At 53.0% G+C, this 18,711-nt stretch carries 15 protein-coding genes; 10 read left to right on the top strand and 5 right to left on the bottom strand.

The window, feature by feature from the left end:
• Positions 1–179 precede the first annotated feature (179 nt).
• The 9 genes from nuoG to elaB all read left to right on the top strand — a co-directional run bounded on the left by nuoG (position 180) and on the right by elaB (position 10,808).
• Positions 180–2,906, top strand: a complete 2,727-nt coding sequence (gene nuoG, locus ACIPUG_RS05245) for an NADH-quinone oxidoreductase subunit NuoG (RefSeq protein ID WP_039280206.1) — start codon at positions 180–182, stop codon at positions 2,904–2,906.
• Positions 2,903–3,877 carry an NADH-quinone oxidoreductase subunit NuoH gene (nuoH, locus tag ACIPUG_RS05240; RefSeq protein ID WP_010278889.1) on the top strand — a complete coding sequence of 325 codons (975 nt, stop codon included), beginning with the start codon at positions 2,903–2,905 and terminating at the stop codon, positions 3,875–3,877. Before nuoG ends, nuoH begins: the two co-directional genes overlap by 4 nt.
• A 17-nt stretch (positions 3,878–3,894) precedes the next feature.
• Positions 3,895–4,437, top strand: coding sequence for an NADH-quinone oxidoreductase subunit NuoI (gene nuoI / locus ACIPUG_RS05235; protein ID WP_010278884.1), 543 nt, complete (start codon positions 3,895–3,897; stop codon positions 4,435–4,437).
• 9 nt (positions 4,438–4,446) lie between these two features.
• Positions 4,447–5,007 (top strand): NADH-quinone oxidoreductase subunit J, encoded by a 561-nt coding sequence (nuoJ, locus tag ACIPUG_RS05230; protein WP_039281824.1) that lies wholly within the window; start codon positions 4,447–4,449, stop codon positions 5,005–5,007.
• Positions 5,004–5,306, top strand: coding sequence for an NADH-quinone oxidoreductase subunit NuoK (gene nuoK / locus ACIPUG_RS05225; protein ID WP_005969835.1), 303 nt, complete (start codon positions 5,004–5,006; stop codon positions 5,304–5,306). The genes nuoJ and nuoK overlap by 4 nt, the downstream gene beginning before the upstream one ends.
• Positions 5,303–7,150 carry an NADH-quinone oxidoreductase subunit L gene (gene nuoL / locus ACIPUG_RS05220; protein WP_014916025.1) on the top strand — a complete coding sequence of 616 codons (1,848 nt, stop codon included), beginning with the start codon at positions 5,303–5,305 and terminating at the stop codon, positions 7,148–7,150. The genes nuoK and nuoL overlap by 4 nt, the downstream gene beginning before the upstream one ends.
• Before the next feature lie 100 nt (positions 7,151–7,250).
• Positions 7,251–8,786 (top strand): NADH-quinone oxidoreductase subunit M, encoded by a 1,536-nt coding sequence (nuoM, locus tag ACIPUG_RS05215; protein WP_014916024.1) that lies wholly within the window; start codon positions 7,251–7,253, stop codon positions 8,784–8,786.
• A 6-nt stretch (positions 8,787–8,792) separates the two neighbouring features.
• Positions 8,793–10,250 (top strand): NADH-quinone oxidoreductase subunit NuoN, encoded by a 1,458-nt coding sequence (gene nuoN, locus ACIPUG_RS05210; protein ID WP_039280199.1) that lies wholly within the window; start codon positions 8,793–8,795, stop codon positions 10,248–10,250.
• Between the two features lie 246 nt (positions 10,251–10,496).
• Positions 10,497–10,808 carry a stress response protein ElaB gene (gene elaB, locus ACIPUG_RS05205; protein ID WP_010295366.1) on the top strand — a complete coding sequence of 104 codons (312 nt, stop codon included), beginning with the start codon at positions 10,497–10,499 and terminating at the stop codon, positions 10,806–10,808.
• A gap of 79 nt (positions 10,809–10,887) precedes the next feature.
• Here the strand turns inward: elaB and treC are convergent, their stop codons facing one another.
• From treC to ACIPUG_RS05185, 4 genes are all read right to left on the bottom strand, one after another.
• Entirely contained in the window at positions 10,888–12,579 is a 1,692-nt protein-coding gene (treC, locus tag ACIPUG_RS05200; protein ID WP_400337962.1) for an alpha,alpha-phosphotrehalase, read from the bottom strand.
• A 76-nt stretch (positions 12,580–12,655) separates the two neighbouring features.
• On the bottom strand, positions 12,656–14,074 hold the full coding sequence (treB, locus tag ACIPUG_RS05195) for a PTS trehalose transporter subunit IIBC (RefSeq protein WP_400337678.1): 1,419 nt from the start codon (positions 14,072–14,074) through the stop codon (positions 12,656–12,658).
• A gap of 574 nt (positions 14,075–14,648) precedes the next feature.
• On the bottom strand, positions 14,649–15,209 hold the full coding sequence (locus ACIPUG_RS05190; protein ID WP_400337676.1) for a GNAT family N-acetyltransferase: 561 nt from the start codon (positions 15,207–15,209) through the stop codon (positions 14,649–14,651).
• Between the two features lie 13 nt (positions 15,210–15,222).
• Positions 15,223–16,119 (bottom strand): PhzF family phenazine biosynthesis protein, encoded by an 897-nt coding sequence (locus ACIPUG_RS05185; protein WP_400337673.1) that lies wholly within the window; start codon positions 16,117–16,119, stop codon positions 15,223–15,225.
• Positions 16,120–16,236: 117 nt separating this feature from the next.
• Between ACIPUG_RS05185 and ACIPUG_RS05180 the strand changes: the two genes are divergently transcribed.
• Positions 16,237–17,829, top strand: coding sequence for an ABC-F family ATPase (locus ACIPUG_RS05180; RefSeq protein ID WP_400337670.1), 1,593 nt, complete (start codon positions 16,237–16,239; stop codon positions 17,827–17,829).
• Between the two features lie 54 nt (positions 17,830–17,883).
• Here ACIPUG_RS05180 and ACIPUG_RS05175 read toward each other — a convergent pair whose 3' ends face one another.
• Entirely contained in the window at positions 17,884–18,708 is an 825-nt protein-coding gene (locus ACIPUG_RS05175; protein ID WP_400337960.1) for a hemin ABC transporter substrate-binding protein, read from the bottom strand.
• Between the last annotated feature and the right edge of the window lie 3 nt (positions 18,709–18,711).

The raw sequence follows: 18,711 nt of genomic DNA, 5'->3' as shown, positions 1-18,711 counted from the left end.
CTCAATACGTGCGAGATGCAGTGAATGTATCCGCAGGGTGGCGCAAATAAGCCACCCTCATAAACCCAATAGATTTCAAGGCGCAGGTAGCCAACGCATTTGCGATTTGAAAGTGAGGGTATACAGAATTTTTGATTAGCGCTCGTGGTAACACGGGCCATTATGGAAGCATGCTGACTATGGCTACTATTCATGTAGACGGCAAAGAGTATGAAGTAAACGGAGCAGACAACCTTCTTGAAGCTTGCCTGACTCTGGGACTTGATATTCCTTACTTTTGCTGGCACCCCGCGCTCGGGAGCGTCGGATCCTGCCGCCTCTGTGCGGTAAAACAGTACCAAAACGCGGAAGACACCCGCGGTCGTCTGGTGATGTCTTGTATGACACCGGCAACCGAAGGAACGTTCATCGCGATTGAAGATGAAGAAGCGAAGCTATTCCGTAAGACGATAGTTGAGTTTCTGATGACCAACCACCCGCACGATTGTCCGGTGTGTGAGGAAGGCGGTAACTGTCATTTGCAGGATATGACGGTGATGACGGGGCAGAACTTCCGTCGCTATCGCTTCACCAAACGTACCCACCGCAATCAGGATCTCGGGCCATTCATTTCTCATGAGATGAACCGCTGTATCGCGTGCTATCGCTGCGTGCGTTACTACAAAGACTACGCGGATGGCAAAGATCTCGGTGTTTACGGCGCTCACGACAACGTCTACTTCGGTCGCCCGGAAGATGGCACGCTGGAAAGCGAGTTCTCCGGTAACCTGGTTGAAGTGTGTCCTACCGGTGTATTCACCGATAAAACGCACTCTGAGCGCTATAACCGTAAATGGGATATGCAGTTTGCACCGAGCGTCTGCCAACAGTGCAGCATCGGCTGTAATACCAGCCCCGGTGAACGCTATGGCGAACTGCGTCGTATCGAAAACCGTTTCAACGGTAGTGTAAACCACTATTTCCTGTGTGACCGCGGCCGTTTTGGTTACGGCTATGTCAACCAGAAAGACCGTCCGAACCAGCCGCTGCAACGTCGTGGTGATGACTGGATCGCGCTGAATGCCGATCAGGCATTGCAAGGTGCGGCGGATGTGCTGCGTCAGGCGAAGAAAACGATCGGTATCGGTTCACCGCGCGCCAGCATTGAGAGCAACTTCGCGTTGCGTGAGCTGGTGGGTGCAGAAAACTTCTATACGGGTATCGCACAGGAAGAACAAAATCGTCTGCAACTGATCCTGAAAGTGCTGCGCGAAAGCGGTGTGAGAACACCGGCGCTGCGTGAGATCGAAGGCTACGATGCAGTTCTGATTCTGGGTGAAGATTTGACGCAGACGGGTGCGCGTATCGCACTGGCTGTTCGTCAGGCCGTTAAAGGTAAAGCTCGCGAAATGGCAGCCGCACAGAAAGTGGCTGACTGGCAGATTGCGGCAATCATGAACATCGGTCAGCATGCCAAGCATCCGCTGTTTGTCACTAACGTCGACAACACCCGTCTGGACGACATTGCCGCATGGAACTACCGTGCGCCGGTTGCCGATCAGGCTCGTCTTGGTTTTGCCATTGCACATGGTCTGGATAGCAGCGCACCAGCAGTTACCGATCTGGCTGCCGGCCTCGACCAGAAAGTCGATATCATCGTACAGGCGCTGGCCGGTGCGAAAAAACCACTCATCATCTCCGGTACCAATTCAGGTAGCGAGGAAGTGATCTCTGCGGCAGCAAACGTTGCCAAGGCGCTGAAAAACCGCGGTTCTGACGTCGGCATCACCTTTGTTGCTCCTGCTGCTAACAGCATCGGGTTGTCAATCATGGGTGGCGGTTCGCTGGATGACGCGCTGGCGCAGTTGGAAAACGGCGACGCTGATAGCGTGGTGGTTCTAGAGAACGATCTCTACCGTCATGCTCCAATCGCTCGCGTTGACGCGGCGCTGGAAAAAGCGGAAAACCTGATTGTGGTTGACCATCAGCGTACTCGCATCATGGATAAGGCCAGCATCATTCTGTCTGCCGCCAGCTTTGCTGAAAGTGACGGTACGTTGGTGAATCAGGAAGGCCGCGCTCAGCGTTTCTTCCAGGTTTATGACCCAACGTACTACAACGACAAGATTGTGATGCTGGAAAGCTGGCGCTGGCTGCACTCGCTGTATATCACCTATAACAGCCGTCAGGTTGACTGGACGCAGTTGGATAACGTGATTGATGCGTGTGTTGCTGAATTGCCGCAGCTTGCTGCAATTAAAGATGCCGCGCCTGACGCCTCGTTCCGTATTCGTGGTCAGAAACTGTCGCGTTCACCGATTCGCTCCAGCGGCCGTACTGCGATGCGTGCCAATATCAGCGTGCATGAACCACGTCAGCCGGTTGATAAAGACACCATGTTTGCCTTCTCAATGGAAGGGAACAACAGCCCGACAGCCAATCGTCAGCAGATTCCGTTTGCCTGGGCACCTGGCTGGAACTCACCGCAAGCCTGGAACAAATTCCAGGACGAAGTGGGCGGACATTTGCGTCATGGCGATCCGGGTGTGCGTATGATCGAAGCCGGAGAAGGTTCGCTGGCGTATTTCGATAACATTCCTGCGGCTTTCGTCCCACAAGCGGGTCAATGGCGCGTTGCGCCGTATTATCACCTGTTTGGTAGTGATGAAATGTCACAGCGTTCTGACGTGATTCAACAGCGTATGCCAGAGCCTTACGTGATGGTGAACCCGGCTGATGCGGCAACACTGGGCGTTAACGCCGGTGCGTTGCTGGAGTTGACCTGTGCAGGACAAACGTTACGTCTGCCACTGCGCCTAAGTGCGGCATTGAGTCAGGGACAGGTTGGTTTACCGCTGGGCTTGCCGGGTATTGCACCGGTGCTGGCGGGTGCAACCGTTGAAAATCTGCGGGAGGCCGCACAATGAGTTGGTTAACGCCGGAATTAATCGAGATTCTGATCTCCGTCGGAAAAGCGATCGTGATTCTGCTGGTTGTGGTGACCTGTGGCGCATTCATGAGTATGGGTGAACGTCGACTGCTCGGCCTCTTCCAGGGACGCTATGGACCGAACCGGGTAGGCTGGGGCGGTTCATTGCAGCTTGTCGCTGACATGATCAAAATGTTCTTCAAAGAAGACTGGGTGCCGAATTTCACCGATAAGGTGATCTTCACACTGGCACCGATGATCGCGTTTACGTCAATGCTGATTGCCTTTGCGATTGTGCCGATCACGCCAACCTGGGGTGTCGCCGATCTGAACATCGGTATCCTGTTCTTCCTGATGATGGCAGGTTTGGCCGTTTACGCGGTGCTGTTTGCTGGCTGGGCAAGTAACAACAAATACTCGCTGCTGGGTGCGGTACGTGCTTCTGCTCAGACCGTAAGCTACGAAGTGTTCATCGGCCTGTCGTTGATGGGGGTTGTCGCGCAAGCGGGCTCGTTCAACATGCGTGACATCGTCGATTCTCAGGAACACCTGTGGAACGTGATCCCGCAGTTCTTCGGTTTTATTACGTTTGCCATCGCAGGCGTGGCGGTGTGTCACCGTCACCCGTTTGACCAGCCTGAAGCTGAACAGGAACTGGCAGATGGTTACCACATTGAATACTCCGGTATGAAATTCGGTCTGTTCTTTGTCGGGGAATATATCGGGATCGTGACTGTTTCCGCGCTGATGGTGACCTTATTCTTCGGTGGCTGGCATGGTCCAATCCTGCCTCCGTTTGTCTGGTTTGCGCTGAAAACAGGCTTTTTCATGATGATGTTCATCCTGATTCGTGCTTCGTTACCCCGTCCGCGTTATGACCAGGTGATGTCTTTCGGTTGGAAAGTCTGTCTGCCGATAACGCTTTTGAATCTGCTGGCGACAGCGGCCGTCATTTTGTACAACGCTTAAGAAGGGGTGAATAAACCATGACATTGAAAGAGTTAGTGGTTGGTTTCGGCACCCAGATACGCAGTATCTGTATGGTGGGATCGAATGCTTTTAAGAAGCGCGAAACCAGAATGTATCCAGAAGAGCCTGTGAATCCACCGCCGCGCTACCGTGGTCGTATCGTGCTGACGCGCGATCCTGATGGTGAAGAGCGTTGCGTTGCCTGCAACCTGTGTGCGGTGGCCTGTCCGGTCGGCTGTATCTCATTGCAGAAAGCGGAAACCAAAGATGGTCGCTGGTATCCGGAGTTCTTCCGCGTCAACTTCTCACGCTGCATTTTCTGTGGCTTCTGTGAAGAAGCCTGCCCGACAACCGCTATCCAGCTGACGCCGGATTTCGAGATGGGCGACTACAAACGTCAGGATCTGGTGTACGAGAAAGAAGATTTGCTGATATCGGGGCCGGGTAAATATCCGGAATACAATTTCTACCGGATGGCTGGTATGGCAATCGATGGGAAAGACAAAGGCGAAGCTGAAAACGAAGCCAAACCCATTGATGTCAAAGGCCTGTTGCCCTAAGGAGCTAGCATGGAATTCGCTTTTTATACCACAGGCTTGATTGCGATACTGGCGACATTGCGCGTCATTACGCATACCAATCCTGTGCATGCATTGTTGTATATGGTCACCTCGCTTATGGCGATTGCGGGCGTATTTTTCTCGCTGGGGGCTAATTTTGCCGGCGCGCTGAGCATCATCGTGTATGCCGGTGCCATCATGGTGCTGTTCGTATTCGTCGTCATGATGCTCAACCTCGGCAACTCCGTTGAAGAACAAGAACGCAATTGGATGAAACCCAGCGTCTGGATCGGTCCGAGTATCCTTTCACTGGCATTACTGGTCATTGTCGTCAATGCCATCCTTAGCCTGAAAGAGCAGGGCATCACGGGTACGCCAGTTGAGGCGAAAGCCGTGGGTATCAGCCTGTTTGGTCCTTATGTTCTGGCCGTTGAATTGGCATCAATGCTGCTGCTGGCGGGATTGGTTGTCGCTTTCCACATTGGTCGTGAAGATAAACGTGGTGACGTTGTCAGTAAAGAAGGCGCGAACCAGGACGTTGAGAAGAAAATAACGGGGGAACGCGCATGATTCCGTTACAACATGGGTTAATTTTAGCCGCTATCCTGTTTGTGCTGGGGCTGACTGGTCTGTTAATTCGCCGTAACCTGCTGTTTATGTTGATCAGTCTCGAAATTATGATCAATGCTGCCGCGCTGGCTTTTGTCGTCGCTGGCAGTTACTGGCAGCAGCCGGATGGTCAGGTGATGTACATTCTGGCGATTACGCTGGCAGCGGCTGAGGCCAGTATTGGTCTGGCACTGTTGCTACAAATGTATCGTCGTCGTCAGACCCTGAATATTGATACAGTCAGTGAGATGCGCGGATGAACTTACTCTATTTAACAATACTCTTCCCGCTGCTCGGCTTTCTGTTGCTGGCATTTTCTCGCGGTCGCTGGTCGGAAAATACGTCCGCGACTGTCGGTGTTGGCTCGATTGGTCTGGCAGCGTTGGTTACCGCTTGGGTTGTGGTCGATTTCATGGGCCAACAGCACGGTGGCGTGACCTTCTTTAATCAGCATTTGTGGACATGGATGGCCGTTGGCAACTTCGACATCAGCGTAACGCTGACGCTCGATGGCCTTTCGGTGACGATGCTGTCCGTTGTAACGGGCGTTGGTTTCTTTATCCACCTGTTTGCTTCCTGGTACATGCGTGGGGAAGAGGGATATTCCCGCTTCTTCGCCTACACCAACCTGTTCATCGCGAGTATGGTCATTCTGGTACTGGCGGATAACCTGTTGTTGATGTACCTCGGTTGGGAAGGGGTGGGGCTGTGCAGTTACCTGCTGATCGGTTTCTACTACACCAATCCGAAGAACGGCGCGGCGGCGATGAAAGCTTTCATCGTTACGCGTGTGGGTGACGTCTTCCTCGCCTTTGCCCTGTTCATCCTTTACAAAGAACTGGGTACGCTTAACTTCCGCGAGCTGATGGTATTGGCACCGCAGAAACTGGCTGAAGGTTCACCGGAAATCACCTGGGCTACGCTGATGTTGCTGGGTGGTGCGGTCGGTAAATCGGCACAGCTGCCGCTGCAAACCTGGCTGGCGGATGCAATGGCCGGTCCAACTCCGGTATCTGCACTGATCCACGCCGCGACGATGGTTACCGCGGGCGTTTACCTGATTGCGCGTACAAACGGCCTCTTCCTGATGGCACCGGATGTTCTGCATCTGGTAGGGATTGTGGGTGCAGTAACACTGGTACTGGCGGGTTTTGCCGCTCTGGTTCAAACCGACATCAAGCGCGTCTTGGCTTACTCTACCATGAGCCAGATTGGTTACATGTTCCTGGCGCTGGGCGTTCAGGCATGGGATGCCGCGATTTTCCACCTGATGACGCACGCGTTCTTTAAAGCGCTGCTGTTCCTCTCGTCTGGTTCGGTGATTCTGGCCTGCCACCACGAGCAGAACATCTTCAAGATGGGCGGCCTGCGTAAAACGATTCCGCTGGTTTATGTTTGCTTCCTGGTCGGGGGCGCGGCGTTGGCTGCACTGCCGTTGGTTACCGCAGGCTTCTTCAGTAAAGACGAGATTCTGGCTGGCGCATGGGCAAATGGTCACGTCAATCTGATGGTGGCTGGATTGGCCGGTGCCTTCATGACCTCGCTGTATACGTTCCGTATGATTTTCATCGTGTTCCACGGTGAAGAGAAAACCAAAGCGCATGCAGGAAAAGGCATTTCTCACCACTTACCGCTGGTTGTGCTGATGATTCTGTCCACCTTTATTGGTGCGATGATTGTTCCGCCGTTGCACGGTGTATTGCCAGCGACGACAGAGCTTGAACATGGCCAGTTGATGACGTTGGAAATTACCTCTGGCGTGGTGGCGATTGCCGGTATTCTGCTTGCTGCTGTGCTGTGGCTGGGTAAACGTCAGGCGGTGAGCAGCATCGCGAAGAGTGCTCCAGGTCGTTTCTTCTCGACCTGGTGGTTCCACGCGTGGGGCTTCGACTGGTTGTACGACCATGTCTTTGTGAAACCGTATCTGGCTATCGCGAAGCTGTTGCAGCGTGATCCGTTAAATGCATTGATGACGCTTCCGGCTACGATTACCCGTTGGGGTAACCGTGGGCTGGCGCTCAGTGCGAATGGTCAGTTGCGCTGGTACGTTGCTTCTATGGGCTTTGGTGCCGTGCTGGTGCTGGCCTTGTTACTGCTGGTCTAAGGCAGTATCCGGTAACGTATAAAAGGTAGGGCATTCTGCAGATAGGGATGCCCGCCACGGCAAGTTTTCAGATTTCTTTAATTTAGGGACACAAAACGCCATGCTACTACCTTGGCTAATTCTTCTCCCCTTTATCGGCGGTCTGCTGTGCTGGCAGTTAGAGCGTTTTGGTACGAAAGTACCGCGCTGGATAGCGTTGATTGCAATGGGGCTGACACTCGCACTGTCTCTGCAACTGTGGTTGCAAGGCGGTTACTCTCTGACGGCGCCGACAGGCGTGCCACAATGGCAATCCGAGTTTTATGTGCCATGGATTCCACGCTTCGGCATCGGTATCCATCTTGCGCTGGATGGCCTGTCGCTGCTGATGGTCGTGCTGACGGGGCTGCTGGGCGTGTTGGCAATCCTCTGTTCCTGGAATGAAATTCAGCGCTATCAGGGCTTCTTCCACCTGAACCTGCTGTGGATTCTGGGCGGCGTTATCGGTGTGTTCCTTGCCATCGACATGTTCCTGTTCTTCTTCTTCTGGGAAATGATGCTGGTACCGATGTACTTCCTGATTGCACTGTGGGGGCATAAAGGCTCCGACGGTAAAACCAGAATTACGGCGGCAACCAAGTTCTTCATTTATACCCAGGCAAGCGGCCTGATCATGTTGATCGCGATTCTGGCGCTGGTCTTTGTGCATCACAATGCCACTGGTGTTTGGACGTTCAACTATGAAGACCTGCTGAAGACGCCGATGTCATACGGTGTTGAATATCTGCTGATGCTGGGCTTCTTCATCGCGTTTGCTGTAAAAATGCCTGTTGTGCCGTTGCACGGTTGGTTGCCAGATGCACACAGTCAGGCACCAACGGCGGGTTCTGTTGACCTGGCAGGGATCCTGTTGAAAACAGCGGCCTATGGTCTGTTGCGTTTCAGCCTGCCGCTGTTCCCGAACGCTTCCCACGCCTTTGCTCCGATTGCGATGTGGCTGGGTGTGATTGGTATCTTCTACGGTGCCTGGCTGGCGTTTAAACAGACGGATATCAAGCGCCTGATTGCTTACACCTCGGTGTCTCACATGGGCTTCGTGATGATTGCCATCTATTCCGGTAATCAACTGGCTTATCAGGGCGCGGTGATTCAGATGATTGCGCACGGCTTGTCCGCTGCCGGTCTGTTCATTCTGTGTGGTCAGCTGTATGAGCGTCTGCATACCCGTGACATGCGTGAAATGGGTGGCCTGTGGTCGCGTCTGAAGTTCCTGCCTGCGCTGTCTCTGTTCTTTGCTGTGGCAACCTTGGGTATGCCAGGTACGGGTAACTTTGTCGGCGAATTCATGATTCTGTTCGGCAGCTATCAGGTTGTGCCGGTGATTACGGTGATCTCAACCTTCGGTCTGGTATTCGCGTCAGTCTACTCACTGATCATGATGCAGCGTGCTTACTACGGCGCGCCTAAATCTGATGAGCCATTGAAGAGTATGTCGCTCCGCGAATTGTCTATCGTGATGCTGTTGGTGGTATTACTGGTGTTGTTAGGGGTTTACCCGCAACCGATTCTGGATACCTCCAGTGCCGCGATGTCAAATATCCAGCAGTGGTTTATGTCGTCTGCTCCAGATTCAATTATTTCAACAACAAGGCCGTAATTCGCCATGACAATAACTCTTCAACAACTAATTGCGCTATCGCCGCTGTTGATCGTCGGATTGACGGTAGTGGTTGTGATGCTGTGCATTGCGTGGCGACGCAACCATTTTGTCAACGCAACCATGACGGTTATCGGCCTGAATATTGCGTTGCTGTCACTGTACTTTGTCGGTCAGGTTGGCCCAACGGACGTGACACCGCTGCTGCGTGTTGATGGCTTCTCGATGTTCTATACCGGACTGGTTCTGCTTGCCAGTCTGGCAACCAGCACGTTTGCCTATCCGTGGCTGCAAGGCTACCCAGACAACCGTGATGAGTTCTACCTGCTGGTTCTGATTGCTGCGTTAGGTGGGATCCTGCTGGCGAGCGCTAACCATCTGGCCTCGTTGTTCATCGGGATTGAACTGCTTTCTCTCCCGCTGTTTGGTCTGGTCGGCTATGCCTTCCGCCTGAAACGTTCGCTGGAAGCCAGTATTAAATACATGCTGCTGTCGGCGGCGGCGTCTTCCTTCCTGCTGTTTGGTATGGCGCTGATTTATGCTGAATCAGGCGATATGAGCTTTGCCAGCCTCGGTAAGAGCCTGAGCGATCACCAAATCCATGAGCCGCTGTTGCTGGCAGGCTTGGGGATGATGATTGTCGGTCTGGGCTTCAAACTGTCTCTGGTTCCGTTCCAACTGTGGACGCCTGATGTGTATCAGGGCGCACCTGCGCCAGTGTCTACGTTTCTGGCGACGGCCGGTAAAATTGCCGTTTTCGGTGCAGTCATGCGTTTGTTCCTATATGCGCCGATGGCTGACAGTGAGTCTGTCAGAATCGTGCTGGGTGTCATCGCATTCGCATCGATCCTGTTCGGTAACGTGATGGCGGTATCGCAAACCAATATCAAACGTCTGCTCGGCTACTCTTCCATCGCGCATTTGGGCTATCTGCTGGTTGCCCTGATTGCGGTTCAGAGCCATCAACTGGCGCTGGAAACTGTAGGCGTGTATCTGGTGGGTTACCTGTTCAGCAGCCTGGGCGCGTTTGGTGTGGTTAGCCTGATGTCCAGCCCGTACCGTGGTCCGGATGCTGATTCATTGTTCTCTTACCGTGGTTTGTTCTGGCATAAACCGATCCTGTCTGCGGTGATGACGGTGATGATGCTGTCTCTGGCGGGTATTCCGATGACGCTGGGCTTCTTCGGTAAATTCTACGTGCTGGCTGTCGGTGTTAACGCTGAGCTGTGGTGGCTGACTGGTGCGGTCGTGCTAGGTAGCGCCATTGGCCTGTACTACTATCTGCGCGTGATGGTCAGCTTGTTCCTGAATGCGCCGCAGGTGTTGCAGCGTGATACGCCAAACAACTGGGCTTTAACCGCTGGTGGTGTAGTCGTATTGATCTCCTCCATCGCAGTACTGTTCTTTGGTTTGTATCCGCAGCCGCTTATCTCTCTGGTGCAATTGGCGCAGCCAATGATGTAACCACTGACGAGAGTCTGCTTGAGTCATGAAGCGCCGTTGATGAGAATCAACGGCGTTTTTTTATGGCGAGCTTCCTGCTCGCCACCCTTCGGGCCGTCGCAAGCGACGTGCGTTTTTTTATGGAAGCAAAATACGTTTTAGGAATGATCTGGTCTGTTGAAGCCGTAGGAACGACGCAAAATTGTCTATAGTTAATCAGGCAACGATTTATAACTAATGACTTTTCATAACAGAAGGGAGCACTTTATGGCAGCGACCAAAAAACAGCCTGAAGAAATTCGTGTCGATGATGATTTAAAACTTCTGTCTGAAACGCTGGATGAGGTATTGCGCTATACGGGCGATCAGGCAGACCAAGCCTACCTTGATTTGAAGAAGGGCGCTGAAAAAGCGCTGCTGGAAGTCAAAGCCCGTATTGGCGTAACTGACAGCTATTATGCACGCGCCAAGCAGGTGGCCGACAAAGCCGACGTCTATGTGCATGACAAACCTTGGCACGGTATCGGTATCGGTGCCACAGTGGGGCTGGTGTTAGGATTACTGCTGGCTAAGCGCTAGTTTCTGTCAATCTAATTTCTGGTAATGTAGTTTCTGGGAATAATGTAGCGGGGTTACCCGCTACATCTCTCGATATCCTCTAGTCCTGAATCTTATCCTCTTTCTCCGGCATTCCTTGTACCCAATAGATGGCTTCAAACGGGCGTAGCTCCAGGATTGCGGGCTGAGGCTGGGCGTCAGGGTAATTGCTGAGTAATAGTCGCCAGCGGCGGTCATGAGTATCAATGGGAGGTTGCCAGAGCAGGGGCTGCTTGCTGAGGTTTGCCAGAACCAGAAGCTGCTGTCCTTCCCAGATACGCTGATAGCACCAGACGGTAGGATGGTCTGGCAACAGATCCTGATAGTCTCCGTGCGTCAGCAGCGGAAGCGCTTTACGCATAGCGATAAGCTGTTGGTAGGTGTAGAAGACGGACTCTTTATCCGCCAGCGCCTGTTCCGCGTTAATGTGAGTGAAATTCTGGCATGATGTTATCCACGGTGTACCACTCGTAAATCCAGCATGTTTGCTGGTATCCCATTGCATCGGCGTACGGCCGTTATCGCGCGACTTGCTGGCGAGGATGGCTAAGGTTTGTGCCTCTGGCTGGCCGCGATCGCGCTGTTCAGCAAATTGATTTAGGCTTTCAATGTCGCGGTATTGTTCAATCTGCGTATAGCCGGGATTGGTCATACCCAATTCCTCGCCCTGATAGATATAGGGCGTGCCTTGCATACCGTGAAGTACCATTGCCAGCATCTTGGCGGATTGCACACGGAATTCGCCTTCGTCACCAAAACGCGACACGATGCGCGGCTGATCGTGATTACACCAGAACAGCGCATTCCAGGCGTGGTTGTGCATTCCCTGCTGCCAGTGATTAAAAATCTGCTTGAGCTGGATGAAGTCAGGGGCCGCCAGCGTCCATTTTTCCCCATTGGGATAATCGACTTTCAGATGATGGAAATTGAACGTCATGGAGAGTTCGCTACCGTCCAGCGCGGCATAGCGGCGGCAGTGCTCCAGCGAGGTAGATGACATTTCACCGACGGTCATCAAGCCGCGGGGCTGAAAAACATCCTGACTGAATTCCTGCAAGTAATCATGAATCAGGGGGCCATCGGTATAGAAACGACGTCCATCGCCCTGAGTATCAGACGGGAAATCCTGCTGTTTGGAGACCAGATTGATGACGTCCAGCCGCAGCCCGTCTACGCCTTTATCCGCCCAAAATTCACAAACCTGTTTTAATTCATCCCGTACGCGTGGGTGTTCCCAATTCAGATCGGCCTGTTCGGTGGCAAAAAGGTGCAGATAATACTGTTTGCTTTCCGCGTGCCACTGCCAGGCTGGCCCACCAAATTTTGACCGCCAGTTATTGGGTAGAGCACCGTCATTACCATCACGCCAGATATAAAAATGACGGTACGGGCTGCGGCGATCCTGCGCATTCAGGAACCAGTGATGCTGCGTCGAGGTGTGGTTGAACACCATGTCCATGACGACACGGATACGGCGCTGATGCGCTTTCGCGATCAACGTTTCCATATCGGCCATCGTGCCATAGGTTGGATCGATGGCGCAGTAGTCGGTGACGTCATAGCCGTTATCAACCTGAGGAGAAAGATAAACTGGCGTCAGCCAGATCGCATCGACACCCAGCTGTTGCAGGTAATCGAGTCGGGCGGTGACGCCAGCGATGTCGCCAATGCCATTTCCGGTACTGTCCTGAAAGCTCTTCGGATAGATTTGATAAATTACGCCGTTTTGCCACCAGGGAAGCGAGGCGTTCATCGTCATGAGGTCGCTCCTTTATTATAGTGGGCCGTGCTTGCACGGCCTGAGTTGAGACAATAATTATATGTCACTGCTATGCAGGGTCGAGTGCGCCATTGCGGCTTTTGCGTTTGTAGACCAGCGATGTCAGCACAATCGGAATGACGGTGGCAACCAGCGTGGCAATAGCGAAGATGCCCCAAAACTGTGGCTTGATGGAGAGGATGCCCGGCAATCCGCCTACGCCGATGCCATTTGCCGTTACGCCGTACAGGCCGCAAATGAGTGCGGCAGCGGCGGAACCGATCATGGCGCACAGCATCGGGAAGCGATATTTCAGGTTGATACCGTACATGGCCGGTTCGGTCACGCCAAGAAAGGCGGAAATCGCGGCGGGAACAGAAATTTCACGTTCGTTGGCTTTTCTGCTGACGAGAATCACCCCGACAACGGCAGCCGCCTGAGCGATATTAGACAGCGCGATCAGCGGCCAAACCGGTGTGCCGCCCATACTTTGAATCATCTGCATATCAATCGCTAACGTCGTTTGGTGCACGCCGGTGATGACCAGTGGTGCATACAGGAATCCAAACAGCGCTGCGCCAACAGGGGCGAAGCTGCCAGTCATCACCGCCTTAACGGCCCAGGCGACACCGTCACCAATCATACGGCCAAACGGGCCAATTAAGGTATGTGTCAGGAACACGGCTAGGATGAGCGAGGTTACGGGCACGACCACCAGATAGAGGTAATCCGGCACGATTTTTTTCAACCGCGTCTCGATTATTGCCAGCGCCATCCCAGCCAGGACAGACGGAATGACCTGTGCCTGATAGCCGATCTTCTCAATCGTGAACCAGCCGAAATTCCACACTTCAGGCGTTTGTTGGCCGATGAGGTAGGCGTTCATGAGCTGCGGCGATACCAGCGTGATGCCCAGCACGATGCCGAGGATGGGCGTGCCACCCATTTTGCGTACGGTTGACCAGCAGACCGCAACGGGAAGATAGAAGAAGATGGCTTCACCCAACAGCCAGAGGAAATCGTAGATGGTTTGCCAGGTTGGATAGAGTTGTACCAGCGTTTGCCCGTCGCGCATCGGGATATCACCAATGACATTACGTGCACCGAGAATCAAGCCCCCGCTGATGAGCGCGGGAAGCAGCGGAAAAAAGATCTCGGCAAAATGTGAAATGCTGCGTTCAAACCAGCTCATGTTCTGGCGAGCGGCGACTTTGGCTTCTTCCTTATTCATCTCGCCTTTTCCCGTGGTGGCGAGCAGCGCCTTGTAATACTCATCCACGTTGGTGCCGATCACGACCTGAAATTGTCCGGCGTTGGTAAAACACCCTTTAACAATACGCAGCTCTTCGATGTTCTTGGGATGGGCTTTGGACGAGTCGTGCAAGACGAAGCGGAGACGAGTGATGCAGTGTGTGACTGCCGCGATGTTCTCACGCCCGCCGACCAGTTCGATCAGACGGTCAATATCCTGTTGTTTAACTTTACTCATAGTCATGTCCTTTTTATCTTTTAGCGCAGACGTCGGGGACGCGAAGCAAGTACAGCTAGAGAAAAGCATAGTCTGTTAACGATGGTTTTGCCGTGAAAGGAAAATGCATTGAGCTGTTTTTAAAAGAGAATGTTCAGGCATGCGGCGTGCTGCACAAATCTGCGACGTGTGGGTAGACAAAAAGGAAAGGGGGATGAGCAGGGGGGCAGAGAGGCTGAAAAAACAAAAGCCGCCTGTAGGAGGCGGCTTTAGAGATTGTTTATATCACAATCAGAACGGGCTGATGATTGACCCAATACGTTCACAGTAACTGACATAAACATCTCCCATTCTTTTAAAGAATTTGCTGATTTTACGAAAAGTTTTCATTATCAGACTCCTCTAACGGGTTAGTTAAGTGTGATGTTCATCACGTTTTTAATGGTAGCGAAGATGAGATCGGATTTCAACATTTTTGTGATGTTAGTCACAAAAATATAACGACACGATAAGTGAAACACGTTGTGGAGCGAAAGAACCTGATACGCAGCCGGAAGGTCAGCACATCAGGTGGTGGAAAGCATGCGAGGTCATATCAGGCGGGATAGTGATAAATATTGTGATCGAACCACTGCTCGCCAATCTGCTCGGCGTCTTTCTCCGTGTGGTGAAAGCGGAAGCCAAGCCGTTGAGCGACAGCGTTGCTACGCGTGTTGGCGGTTGAGGCTCTGATGACGCAGCGCTCAACGAGGTTCGCATCGGTATAGGCGGCTATCAGTGTACTGACAGCCTGAGAAACGATGCCTTTGCCTTCAAAGGCTTCGGCGATCCAATAGCCGATGACGCCTTCTTTATCCTGAATCGTGTTGAAGGAGACGATGCCAGCCGGCGCGTCGTCCCAGCGAATAATGTACACGGCGGCCGTTTTATCGAAGAAGGCCTTTCGGTTGGCGCGAATGGTTTCACGCGTGTCATCGACGCTTTTGACGGAATCCGGCCAGGGTAAAGTACGCCGTAAGCGCGCCTTTTCCTGCTGAATCAGGGTAAAAAGCGTATCTGCATCGCGTTCTTCCTGGATCGCTAGGCGCAGGTGGGGCTGATGGCGCAATTCATACAGTGCATCTGTAAATGACGTATCGACAAATGGCGCTTCCATAAAATCGCTCCCTTTACCGCTGTAACGTACCGTCAACGATCGTGACGCTGTGCCCGCCGATCCACGGTTCATCGTTCAGGTAAGTGACAGTAATGCGGCCATCGCGTTGCAGCATGGTGCCCTGTCGCGCAAGGTAGCTGAGTGGCGCGGTGACGTTATTGATAGAATGCTGTTGGCGAAGCAGCGCGGCCAGACAGGCGTTGGCACTGCCGGTAACCGGATCTTCTTTGAGATGGCCACGTTCAATGTAGAACGCACGAACTTCATAATCGGCTGGCGTCGCATTATCGTGCGGGCCATAGATGGCGATGCCGTTGGTCTGGCTGAGGTTTTGCACGGCTGAGAGTGCTTCAGCATCCGGTGTTATGTTCAGGCAAGTGCCGGCGCTGTCGACGCGAATCACAAGCCAGCGAATGCCCATGTGTACCGCGGTGGGCGGGTAGCGGTTATCGATAGCAGCACTACCCAAACCAGTAATGCCCAGCGTTTTTTCCAGCAGTGGCGCATGCTCATCACCAAACGGAACCATGGTGGCCTGCGGCGCGTGAAAAGCCAGACTGCCGTCATCATTAATATTAATTGGCACTAAGCCAACGCCGCACTGTTGCACTAACTGACCTGGGGATTTAGGGCGCAATCCTTCTTCCAGCATGGCGTGTGCAGTGCCTAGCGTAGGGTGTCCGGCAAACGGCATTTCCGATTCTGGCGTAAAAATACGAACATGGTAATCCGCTAAAGGGTCGGTGGCTGGCAGGACAAACGTGGTTTCTGACAGGTTTGTCCAGCGAGCGATCTCCTGCATTTGCGCATCGGTTAATCCCTGCGCCTCCATAATGATGGCAAGCGGATTGCCCTTGAAAGACTGCTGGGTGAAAACGTCGACCTGTTTGAAACGACGTACTATCGGCATCGCATTTCTCTCCTGTATGCGCTATCGCTTAAATATTACTCAAAACTAACCGCGATCCTATCGCGCGCTTGTGGCATAATGCGCGCCAAATCACATTCCGACTCGAGTATAAGTGCTGTGTTAAGTACCAACAATATCACCATGCAGTTCGGCAGCAAGCCGTTGTTTGAAAACATTTCCGTTAAATTTGGCGGCGGCAACCGTTACGGTTTGATTGGCGCAAATGGCTGCGGCAAATCTACATTCATGAAGATTCTCGGCGGCGATCTGGTGCCGAGCGGCGGTAACGTCTTCCTCGATCCTAATGAACGCCTGGGTAAACTGCGTCAGGATCAGTTCGCTTTTGAAAAATACAGCGTGCTGGATACCGTTATCATGGGCCACGGTGAGCTATGGGCGGTCAAAGAAGAGCGCGACCGTATCTATTCATTGGCTGAAATGAGCGAAGCTGACGGCTACAAAGTTGCCGACCTGGAAGTGCAGTATGGTGAGATGGATGGCTACAGCGCAGAATCTCGTGCCGGTGAACTGTTGCTGGGCGTGGGAATTCCCGTTGAGCAGCACTATGGCTTGATGAGTGAGATTGCTCCCGGCTGGAAACTGCGTGTCCTGTTGGCGCAGGCGCTGTTTGCCGATCCCGATATCCTGCTGCTCGACGAACCGACCAACAACCTGGATATCGATACGATCCGTTGGTTGGAGCAGGTGCTGAACGAGCGTAACAGCACCATGATCATCATTTCGCATGACCGCCACTTCCTGAATATGGTCTGTACGCACATGGCGGATCTGGACTACGGCGAACTGCGTATTTATCCCGGTAACTACGACGAATACATGACGGCCGCGACACAGGCTCGCGAGCGTTTGCTGGCCGATAACGCCAAGAAGAAAGCGCAAATTTCCGAACTGCAATCGTTCGTCAGCCGCTTTAGTGCCAACGCCTCTAAATCCAAGCAGGCGACATCGCGCGCACGCCAGATCGATAAAATCCAGTTGGATGAAGTGAAAGCGTCCAGCCGTCAAAACCCGTTTATTCGTTTTGATCAGGATAAGAAACTGTTCCGTAATGCGCTGGAAGTCGAAGCGCTGAGCAAAGGCTTTGATAACGGCCCGCTGTTTAGCAAACTGGGACTGATGGTCGAAGTGGGTGAGAAAGTCGCTATTCTGGGTGCCAACGGTATCGGTAAATCGACATTGCTGAAAACGCTGGTCGGTGATCTGGACCCGGATAGCGGTACGGTGAAATGGTCTGAAAACTCAAAAATTGGCTACTACGCGCAGGATCACGAATACGAATTCGATGAGACGCTGACCGTTTTTGACTGGATGAGCCAGTGGAAACAGGAAAAAGACGACGAACAAGCCGTGCGCAGCATACTCGGCCGTTTACTGTTCAGCCAGGATGATATCAAGAAGAAAGTGAAGGTGTTATCCGGTGGTGAAAAAGGCCGCATGCTGTTCGGTAAGCTGATGATGCAGCGTCCGAATATTCTGGTGATGGATGAACCAACCAACCACCTTGATATGGAATCCATTGAATCGCTGAATATGGCGCTGGAAATGTATGAAGGGACGCTGCTGTTCGTCTCTCATGACCGTGAATTTGTCAGCTCGTTGGCGACCCGGATTCTGGAAATTACGCCAAATAAAGTGATCGATTTCACCGGCAACTATGAAGATTACCTGCGCAGTCAGGGTATTCAGTAAGCGTGTGATACGGCCTCATTATTGAGGCCGTATTATTTTGGGGGATATATTCGTTTAGTCAGGATAGAAGCCGCGGTTCAGCGCTTCAACCGCTTCGGCGACGCGCGGCCCCATTCCCAGTAAAATCGCCTGATCGAGCGCGATAATACGCTGGTTTTTCCAGGCTGCGGTTTGCGTTAAACCGGGTACTGCTGCCAGCGCCTCCACGCCGTTTTCCACACTTTGCGTCGTCACCACAACCACCTCAGGATTCGCCGCAATCATCGCCTCGCCGCCATAAATACGATACTGGCTATGCGTGGCAATATTCTTTCCGCCTGCCAGCGCGATCAGGCTATCCACCACGGTGTTTTTCCCCGCGACCTGCGCCGCACTGCTGCCGACACTCAGCAGAAACACGACGCTGACGCGATCTTTTCGCGTTGCCAGCCGTTCTGATACCGCACTCAACTGCTGAGAGAGACGAGTCGCCAGCAGCTCGGCAGCCTCCGTGCGATTGAGCAACGCCCCAGCCTGACGAATATTGCTAAGCAACTGTGCTGGCGTGCTGGGCGTGCGGGTGAAACGCGCCACTGTTACACCTGCTTGCTCAAGCTGATGAAGTACCTGTGGTGGGTTGGCATCTTGCCAGGTCATCAACAGCGTTGGGTGCAGTGACAAAATGCCTTCGCTCGTCAACTGTTGCCAGTTGCTGACCTTTGGCAGCGTTGCTGTTTGTGGCGGATAGGTAGTGGTTTGATCCACACCGACCACCGTATCGCCTGCGCCGAGCGCATAAACGATTTCCACCAGCGAGCCACCGGCAATCACCACGCGCGGCTCAGCCGCGCAGGTGAAGGAAGACAGCCCGAAGAGCATTAACGCGATTATCGCCTTCATCAT

The organism is Pectobacterium sp. CHL-2024, assembly GCF_044751765.1.
Lineage (GTDB): Bacteria > Pseudomonadota > Gammaproteobacteria > Enterobacterales > Enterobacteriaceae > Pectobacterium > Pectobacterium brasiliense.
The sequence above is the reverse complement of the archived record's forward strand: the minus strand, read 5'-3'. Positions and strand labels throughout refer to the sequence as shown.